Raw genomic sequence first — 8,889 nt, forward strand, 5'->3', positions numbered from 1 at the left:
CAGGCGACTCCGGGGCGGGGGCGGGGCGGGGGGGGGGGGCCCCCGGCGGGCCCCCCCCGGGCCCCCCCCCCGGGGGCGGGGGGGGGGGGGGCCGCGCCCCCCCCCCCCCCCCGCCCGCGGCCGGCTCCCGCAGATCCGCGTCGACCATCTCGCGCGGGTAGGCCCAGCGCATCAGGGGCGCGGTCATGGCGGTGGTGACGAGGGCCATGACGACCATGAGGGAGTACAGGTCCGCGTCGAGCAGCCCCAGTTGCAGGCCGACGCCCAGGATGACGAGTTCGGTGAGACCGCGGGTGTTCATGAGGATGCCAAGCGTCGTGGCCGACGGTCCGGGCCTGCCCGTGGCCCGCGCCCCCAGGTAGGCGCCGCCGAACTTGCCGCCGATCGCGACGAGGAGGATCAGGCCGAGCTCGCCGAGTCGGTCCGTATCCACCGTGCTGAGGTCCACCTTCAGCCCGGCGACCGTGAAGTACGCGGGCAGCAGCATCCAGGTGACCGGCTCGAACCGGTCGGCGACCGCCGCGCGCAGCCGCTCCGTGCCCTGCCGCGGCACGATCGCGCCCGCGAGGAACGCGCCGAAGATGAAGTGCAGCCCGAACCACTCGCTCAGCGCACCGGAGACGAGCAGCAGCACCGTCAGGACCCCGAGCGGCCCGGCTCCCGGCCCGTGCTCGCCCGCCTGCGCCCCGCCCTGCTCCCGGGCGGCCAGGAACCTGCCGAGGAGCGGCCGTACCACCGCGATCATGACCACGGCGTACGGCAGGATCAGAAGCACCTGCCAGGAGCTCCGGCTTCCCGTGAAGGTCAGGACGGCCGCGAGCAGCAGCCAGGCGACGACGTCCCCGGCGGCCGCGCTCGCCATCGCCAGCGCGCCGACCCGCGTGTGCTGGATGCCCAGGTCGGTGAGGATGCGGGCGAGGACCGGGAAGGCCGTGATGGACATGGCGGCGCCGAGGAACAGGACGAAGGCGAGCCGGTCGCCGACCGGATGGGCGTTCCAGAGCCACACCGCCAGCGCGGCGCCGAGTCCGAACGAGCAGACGATCGACCCCACGGACACCCCGACCGCCGCGCGTTTGTTCCCCCGCAGCAGCCGGTGGTCGAGTTCGAGGCCGACGAGGAACATGAACAGCGCGACGCCCAGGTTCCCGAGCGTGCTGAGCATCGGCCGGACGTCCGTGGGGAAGACCGCGTCCGAGAGCGCGCCGTGGAACAGCGTCGGACCGAGCAGGATGCCGGCGAGGATCTCGCCGAGGACGGCCGGCTGGCCGCATCGCCGGGCGAGGCGCCCGAGCACGTGCGCCAGCGCGAGGACCACCGCGAGCCCCATCATGATCATGGCTGTCTGGTGGGTCGTCATGAACGCTCCTTTCTCCGCGCCGGGGGGTCCACGTCGTTCGACACGGTGCTCCGGGCGTTGCTACGTTGAGAGGTATGTCGAGTCCTGAGGCGGAAAGAAGCGAGCCACCGGTGATCCGGTGGCTGATCGCGTAACCCTCTGACGACCCTGCTTCCCCCGGCCTCTGCCGCCGAGCAGTGCGTCGCGCATCCGCCACGGATCAACCGCATCGCGGGATCACGTCAGGAGCTCTCCTGGACGTCTCCCACGCCACGCACGGCCTTTCGTCCATGCGTCGCGTCTCCCCCTTCTGCGATGTAGTTGGAGCTTCTTCATGCCATTCGCCGTCTACGTTCTCGGGCTGGCCGTATTCGCCCAGGGAACGTCGGAATTCATGCTCTCAGGGCTCGTGGAGGACATGGCCGCCGACTTCGGCGTGTCCCTCCAGGCCGTCGGCTCGCTCACCTCGGCCTTCGCCGTCGGAATGATCATCGGCGCACCGCTGGTCGCGATGCTGAGTCTGCGCCGGCCGCGCCGCCGGGCGCTGCTCACCTTCCTCGTCACGTTCCTCCTCGCGCATGTCGTCGGCGCCCTCACCAACAGCTTCGACGTCCTCTTCGTCACGCGGGTGATCGCCGCGCTCGCCAACGCGGGCTTCCTCGCCGTCGGCCTCGCCACCGCGGCGAGCATGGCCGGCCCCCAGGCGAAGGGCCGGGCGACCTCGATCCTGCTCGGCGGCGTCACCCTCGCCTGCGTCGCCGGTGTCCCGCTCGGCGCCGTCCTCAGCGAGGTCTGGGGCTGGCGCTCGGCGTTCTGGGGGGTCGCGATCATCTCCGCCCCCGCGATCGCCGCGGTGCTGTGGTCCGTGCCCGCGACGCCCGTCGACGCCGCGGCTCCCAGCGTCCGCCACGAACTGCGGGCGCTCCGCACGCCCCGGGTCGGCGTGACGCTCCTGCTCGGGGCGCTGGTCAACGGAGCGACGTTCTGCTCGTTCACGTACCTCGCGCCGGTCATCACCAAGGTGACCGGGCTGAGCTCCGGCTGGGTGCCCGCCACGCTCGCGCTGTTCGGCATCGGGTCCTTCGTCGGGGTCACCGTGGGCGGCCGGCTCGCGGACACCCGTCCCGGCCAGGTCCTCGCGGTCGGAGGCGCCGCCCTCCTCGCCGGGTGGCTGGTCCTCGCCCTCACCGCCGGGAACCCGGTCGTGGCGCTCGTCCTCGTCTTCGTCCAGGGCGCGCTCTCGTTCGGCGTGGGCTCCACGCTGATCGCGCAGGCCCTCTACACGGCGTCGGACGCGCCCACGCTCGCAGGTGGATTCGCCACCGCCGCCCTGAACGTCGGCGCCGCCGCCGGGCCCGCCCTGGGCGGTCTCGCCCTGGGCGTCGGCTTCGGCTACCGCTCGCCCCTGGTGGTGAGCGCCGTGCTCGTCGCCACCGCGCTCGTCCTGGCGGGGGTGGCCCGGGCCGCCGGCATCACCGGCACCAAGGGCGCCGCCGGTGCCGCGGAGAACGCACCCACCGAGCTCCCGGTGGAGGCCCGTCCCTGACCGTCCGTCCCGTCTCCGGTGGCCCGTCCCCCTCATGGGGGCGGGCCGCCCCGACCAGGAGCGCCGGATCTCGTCGAGCAGGGCCTGACCCAGCTCAGCAGACGGCAGCGGGTCTCGTCGGAGAGGCACTCCCAGAGGGGTGGCCCCGGAAGGGGAGCGATGATGGACCGCGTGTGGCGCGGACTCGGACGCCGGGTCCACGGAGAGGGGAGCGACCGGGGCAAACGCGGACCATTCGGTAGGGTCGGCCCATGCACGACAGCCCCCACGATCCGTACGTCCGTGTCCGAGGCGCCCGCGAGCACAACCTCGCCGGGGTCGACGTGGACATCCCGCGCGACGCGCTCGTCGTGTTCACGGGGGTCTCCGGCTCCGGCAAGTCGTCGCTCGCCTTCGGGACGATCTACGCCGAGGCCCAGCGCCGCTACTTCGAGTCGGTGGCCCCCTACGCGCGGCGGCTGATCCACCAGGTGGGGGCGCCCGCCGTCGGCGAGATCACCGGCCTGCCGCCCGCCGTCTCCCTGGAGCAGCGCCGTTCCTCCCCGAACGCCCGCTCCTCCGTCGGCACGGTCACCACACTCTCCAACTCCCTGCGGATGCTGTTCTCGCGGGCCGGCCGCTACCCGGAGGGCGCCGAGAGGCTCGACTCCGACGCCTTCTCCCCCAACACCGCCGCGGGCGCGTGTCCTTCGTGCCACGGACTCGGGCTGGTGCACGACACCAGCGAGGAACTCCTGGTGCCCGATCCCGCCCTGTCGATCCGTCAGGGCGCCATCGCTGCCTGGCCCGGCGCCTGGCAGGGGAAGAACCTGCGGGACGTCCTCGACACCCTCGGTCACGACGTCGACCGCCCCTGGCGGGAGCTCGACGCCGAGGACCGGGAGTGGATCCTCTTCACGGACGAGCAGCCGGTCGTCACCGTGCACCCGGTGCGCGAGGCGGGCCGCATCCAACGCCCCTACCAGGGCACGTACATGAGCGCGCGCCGCTACGTCCTGCGCACCTTCGCCGACTCGAAGAGCGCGTCCCTGCGCACCAAGGCGGAGCGCTTCCTCACGAGCGCGCCCTGCCCGGCCTGCGGCGGCGGGCGGCTGCGCCCCGAGGCACTGGCGGTCACCTTCGCCGGCCGCAACGTCGCCGAGCTCGCCGCGCTGCCGCTCACCGCCCTGTCCGGGCTCCTCTCGACGGCCGCCGCGACGGCGCCGGACGCCTCGGAGACGGCGCGCGTCCTCACCGACGACCTCGTCGCCCGGATCGCCACGGTCACCGAACTCGGCCTCGGCTACCTCAGCCTGGACCGCGCTACTCCCACGCTCTCCAACGGCGAGCTCCAGCGGCTGCGGCTCGCCACCCAGCTCCGCTCCGGCCTCTTCGGCGTCGTGTACGTGCTCGACGAGCCCTCCGCCGGGCTGCACCCGGCGGACACCGAGGCGCTGCTCGTGGTCCTCGACCGGCTCAAGGCGGCCGGCAACTCGGTCTTCGTCGTGGAGCACCACCTCGACGTCGTCCGGCACGCCGACTGGCTCGTGGACGTCGGTCCGCGGGCCGGAGTGCACGGCGGCCGGGTGCTGCACAGCGGGCCCCCGGAGGAGCTGGCCGGCGTCGAGGCCTCGGCGACCCGGCGGTTCCTCTTCGACCGGCCGCCCGCGCCCGCGCGGACCGTGCGGGAGCCGGCGGGCTGGCTGCGGCCGGGCCCGGTCACCCGGCACAACCTGCGCGCGGTGGACGCGGCCTTCCCGGTCGGCGTCCTGACCGCCGTCACCGGCGTCTCGGGCTCGGGGAAGTCCACCCTCGTCGACGCGCTCACCGAGGACGTCGCGGGCGTGCGGCGCCTGGTGACGGTGGACCAGCGGCCGATCGGGCGGACGCCGCGCTCCAACCTCGCCACGTACACGGGCCTCTTCGACGTCGTGCGCAAGCTGTTCACCGAGACCGAGGAGGCCGTGGCACGCGGGTACAAGGCGGGCCGCTTCTCCTTCAACGTGCCCGGCGGCCGCTGCGAGACCTGCCAGGGCGAGGGCTTCGTCTCGGTGGAGCTCCTCTTCCTCCCCAGTACGTACGCGCCCTGCCCCGACTGCCACGGCGCCCGCTACAACCCCGAGACCCTCCGGGTGCGGCTGCGCGGCCTCACGATCGCCGAGGTCCTCGACCTGACCGTCGAGTCCGCCGCCGCCTTCTTCGACGGAACCCCCGCCGCGGCGCGGAGCCTGCGCGCCCTCCTCGACGTGGGCCTCGGCTATCTGCGGCTCGGGCAGCCCGCCACCGAGCTCTCGGGTGGCGAGGCGCAGCGCGTGAAGCTCGCCTCGGAACTCCAGCGGCCGCGTGGCGCGCACACCCTGTACGTGCTGGACGAGCCGACGACCGGGCTGCACCCGGCCGACGTGGAGGTCCTGATGCGGCAGCTCCACGGGCTCGTGGACGCCGGGCACTCGGTGGTCGTCGTCGAGCACGACATGGACGTCGTCGCCACAGCCGACTGGGTCGTCGACCTCGGGCCGGGCGGTGGCGACCAGGGGGGCCGCGTGGTGGCGGCCGGCCCCCCGGGCCAGGTGGCGCGGGCGGCGGACAGTCGCACCGCACCGTATCTGGCCCGGGCCCTCTCCGGACGGCCCTGAGGAGTCCCTCGCACGGCTCGGGCCCGCGGGGCCGGCAGATGGTCCGGTCCGACGGTGTCCGGCCCGTGGCGGGCCCCGCTCCGGCCGGAACCGAAGTGGTCGAACTCGGCGCGGCCGACGTGCCCGAGATGCTCGACCTGACCGCGCGCACGCGACCGGGACCGTTCTGGCCGCGCACCCGTGAACTCGGCACCTACCTCGGGATCCGCGCGGACGGCCGACTGGTGGCCATGGCGGGCGAGCGGCTCCGTCCCCCGGCTGGACCGAGATCAGCGCCGTCTGCACCGACCCCGAGGCGCGCGGGCAGGGGCATGCCGCCCGTCTCCTGGACACGCTCGTCGCCCGGGTCCTGGACCGGAACGAACGCCCCTTCCTGCACGTGGCCGAGGAGAACACCGGGGCGATCGCGCTCTACGAACGGCTCGGTTTCACCAGCCGGAAGCACGTGACCTTCCGCGGCTTCCGGACACCGTAGCGCGTCCTCGCCGTCGCCTCCGTACGTCGCGCCACGGTGGTCAGCGGCGTGCGGCGCGGCGGCCCGCCGCCACGTCGGCGAGTGCCGCGACGAGGGCGGCCGCGACGAAGGCGATCGAGACGAGGAGACCGTGGTCGAAGGCTGCGGCCCAGCCGTCCTGGGCGACGTGGTCGAAGAAGACCGCACCGACTGCGGCGATGCCGATCGCCGAGCCGACCCGCTGACCGGTCTGCAGGGTGCCGCCGGCGGTGCCCGCGCGGTGCACCGGCACCTCGGAGAGGGTGAGGGTCTGGTTCGGGGAGATCACCAGGCCGCTGCCGAGGCCCGCGAGGAGCAGCGGGGCGAGCAGGGCCCAGCCCACGCCCCGGCCGGGGACCTGGTGGACCGCGAACGCGGCCCCGACGAAGCCGACCGTCACCATCGTCAGGCCGACGACCACGAGAGGCCGGCCGAAGCGGTTCACGAGCCGGCCGCCGATTCCGGCCGCGAACCCCGAGCCCAGGGCGAAGGGCGTGATGGCGAGTCCCGCCTGGAGCGCGGTGTAGTGCAGTCCGTTCTGCAGGTAGAGCGTGCTGACGAAGAAGATCGAGGTGAAGCCCGCGAAGTACAGCAGGATCAGCAGCGAGCCGAGCCAGTAGGACCGGAGGCGGAAGAGCGCCAGGTCGATGAGGGGCTCGGTGCCCGACCTCGCGCAGCGGCGCTCCCATCCCACGAAGGCCGCGAGCAGCGCGGCGGCGGCGAGGAGGAGCCCGTACTTCCCGTTCCCGGACCACTGCTGGGACTGGACGAAGGGCAGCAGCAGGGCGAGGACGGCGGCGCCGAGGAGCACGACGCCGACGGGGTCGAGCCTGGAGAGCCGCACCGGCTTGGCGTCCGGTGTGTCGGGCAGCAGCCGCCGGGCGAGGAACAGGCACACGATCCCGATCGGGAGGTTGACGTAGAAGACCCAGCGCCAGCCCTCCTCGGCTCCCGCCACCTGGATCAGGAGCCCGCCGAGGAGGGGGCCGACGGCGGTGGAGACGCCGACGACGGTGCCGAACATCCCGAAGGCCCTGCCGCGCTCGGCCCCCCGGAACATCTGCTGGATGAGCGCGGAGACCTGCGGTGAGACCAGGCCTCCGGCCGCTCCCTGCGCCAGCCGCGAGACCACCAGCCACATGCTCGACTGCGCCGCTCCGCAGGACACCGAGGCGAGGGTGAAGAGCGCGAGGCCGACCATGAAGACGCTGCGCCGGCCGCGGGCGTCGCCGAGCCGTCCGGCCGGGATCAGGAAGAGGCCGAAGGCCAGGGCGTACCCGGAGAGCACCCACTGGAGGTCCGACTCGGGGGTGTGGAGGCCGGAGCGGATGGAGGGCAGTGCGACGTTCACGATCGACACGTCGAGGAGGATCATGAAGCCCGCCACGAGGCAGACGCCGAGCGCCTTCCACCGCCGGGGGTCCGGTTCCTCCTGCTGCCCGCGCGGGGCCTGCGCCGACTCTTGCCGGGTCACGTGTCCTCCTCTTCCGTCGGGTACGGCGCGGTGGACGGCGTGCGACACGGACCGTGTGCGCCTCCCGGCCTGCGAAGGCCCGAGTACCCGTCGCGCGCGTTCCCGATGCCTCCTTTCCTCCTGGATCATCCGTTGATGTCGGCAAATGCCGCGCCCCGCCCCGGGTCGCCTCTGTGGGCGCCCGGGGCGGGGAGGGGTTCAGGAGCCCGTCAGGCCGCCGTGTCGAACGTGTAGTGGGGGGTGTGGTCCAGCATGTCCGCCGGGGTCACGTCGTTCCACGGACGCATGGTGTCGCCGAGGTCGACGACGTTCGCGGTGCCGGCCGCGGGCAGGTAGGGCGACCGGGGATGCCGGGCCTGCCAGTCGGCCCACAGCTTGTCGACGAAGGCGTGGTGCATCCAGAACACGGGGTCGTTCGGGGAGACCCCGGTGGCCATCTGGCCGCCGACCCAGACGTGGACGCGGTTGTGGAGGTTCACGCCGCGCCAGCCCTCCAGGTGGTTGCGGAAGCCGTCCGACGAGCTGTTCCAGGGAGCCGTGTCGTAGGTCTCCATGGCGAGGACGGAGTCCACCTCGGCCCGGGTGGGGAGCTGGCGGCCGCCGGCTCCGAGGTCGCGCCGGAGGTAGTCGCGCCCGTCGACTCGGACGTTGATCGTCCAGCGGTTCCCGGTGCGGGCGAACGGGCCGTCCGTCACCTGGCCGTCGCGGGCCCGGCCCGTGCCGCCCAGGAAGTCGGGCGCCCACAGCGAGGAGCGGGAGGTGCGGTCGGCCGTCCAGTCCCAGTAGGGCAGGGTGACGGTGGCGTCGACGGACCGCAGCGCCTGCTCGAACTGTATGAGGAAGCGGCGGTGCCAGGGCAGGAACGACGGCGAGCGGTGGCCGACGCGGTCGCCGCTGTCCGTGTCGCTCATGATGAACGCGTTGTGCGTGGTGACGAAGGCGTCGTACTGCCCGGAACGCTTGAGCTCCAGCAGGGCGTTGACGAAGCGCCGCTTCTCGTCGGCGGTGAGGGTGGCCTGGTTCTTGCGTACGGTCATGGTGGTGCGCTCCTGGATCGGTCAGGCGAGGGTCAGCGGAACGAGCGGGGCGCCCTGCAGTTCGCGGACGGCGGCGCGGGCCACCGCCTTGGGCGTGGCCACCGGCTCGTAGTGGTTGATGACGCTGATCCAGGTGCCGTCGGCGTTCTGCATGACGTGCAGTTCCTCGCCGTCGATCGTCACGGAGTAGCCGCCCGAGTGGTGGCCTCCGTGGTGGCCGCCGTGCGACGGGCCGCCCTTGATGCGGCGGCCCTGGTAGACCTCGTCGAACGGGGTCGGGCCGGGCGCGGGGGCGGCGGGCCGGGGGGCGGCGCGCAGAGGCGGTCTATGTCGCTGCGCGGGCGGTGTGGGTGGGCGCTGGGTTGTGGGTGGTGTCTCTGAGTGT

The 8,889-nt window shown here is 73.5% G+C and carries 6 protein-coding genes and 1 pseudogene; 3 read left to right on the forward strand and 4 right to left on the reverse strand.

From position 1 onward, the window contains the following. The coding region (locus ACFV2S_RS16640; RefSeq protein ID WP_385558926.1) for a cation:proton antiporter at positions 1-1,360 on the reverse strand (1,360 nt) is incomplete at its 3' end. 313 nt (positions 1,361-1,673) lie between these two features. Between ACFV2S_RS16640 and ACFV2S_RS16645 the strand changes: the two genes are divergently transcribed. From ACFV2S_RS16645 to ACFV2S_RS16655, 3 genes and pseudogenes are all read left to right on the forward strand, one after another. Continuing rightward, positions 1,674-2,885 (forward strand): Cmx/CmrA family chloramphenicol efflux MFS transporter, encoded by a 1,212-nt coding sequence (locus ACFV2S_RS16645; RefSeq protein WP_385558929.1) that lies wholly within the window; start codon positions 1,674-1,676, stop codon positions 2,883-2,885. Between the two features lie 251 nt (positions 2,886-3,136). After that, positions 3,137-5,500 carry an ATP-binding cassette domain-containing protein gene (locus ACFV2S_RS16650; RefSeq protein WP_385558932.1) on the forward strand — a complete coding sequence of 788 codons (2,364 nt, stop codon included), beginning with the start codon at positions 3,137-3,139 and terminating at the stop codon, positions 5,498-5,500. A gap of 29 nt (positions 5,501-5,529) precedes the next feature. Continuing rightward, positions 5,530-5,975, forward strand: a pseudogene (locus ACFV2S_RS16655) (GNAT family N-acetyltransferase); the annotation flags it as partial. A gap of 40 nt (positions 5,976-6,015) precedes the next feature. Here the strand turns inward: ACFV2S_RS16655 and ACFV2S_RS16660 are convergent. The 3 genes from ACFV2S_RS16660 to ACFV2S_RS16670 all read right to left on the reverse strand — a co-directional run. Then, positions 6,016-7,467: an MFS transporter gene (locus tag ACFV2S_RS16660; RefSeq protein ID WP_385558935.1), complete on the reverse strand. Its 1,452-nt coding sequence runs from the start codon at positions 7,465-7,467 to the stop codon at positions 6,016-6,018. Between the two features lie 209 nt (positions 7,468-7,676). Continuing rightward, a complete protein-coding gene (locus ACFV2S_RS16665; RefSeq protein WP_385558938.1) occupies positions 7,677-8,504 on the reverse strand; it encodes a tyrosinase family protein in 828 nt (275 codons plus the stop codon). A gap of 21 nt (positions 8,505-8,525) precedes the next feature. Then, on the reverse strand, positions 8,526-8,889 hold a 364-nt coding region (locus ACFV2S_RS16670), incomplete at its 5' end, for a tyrosinase cofactor (protein WP_385558941.1).

The sequence above is a fragment of the Streptomyces sp. NPDC059695 genome, from assembly GCF_042733785.1.
Classification (GTDB): domain Bacteria; phylum Actinomycetota; class Actinomycetes; order Streptomycetales; family Streptomycetaceae; genus Streptomyces.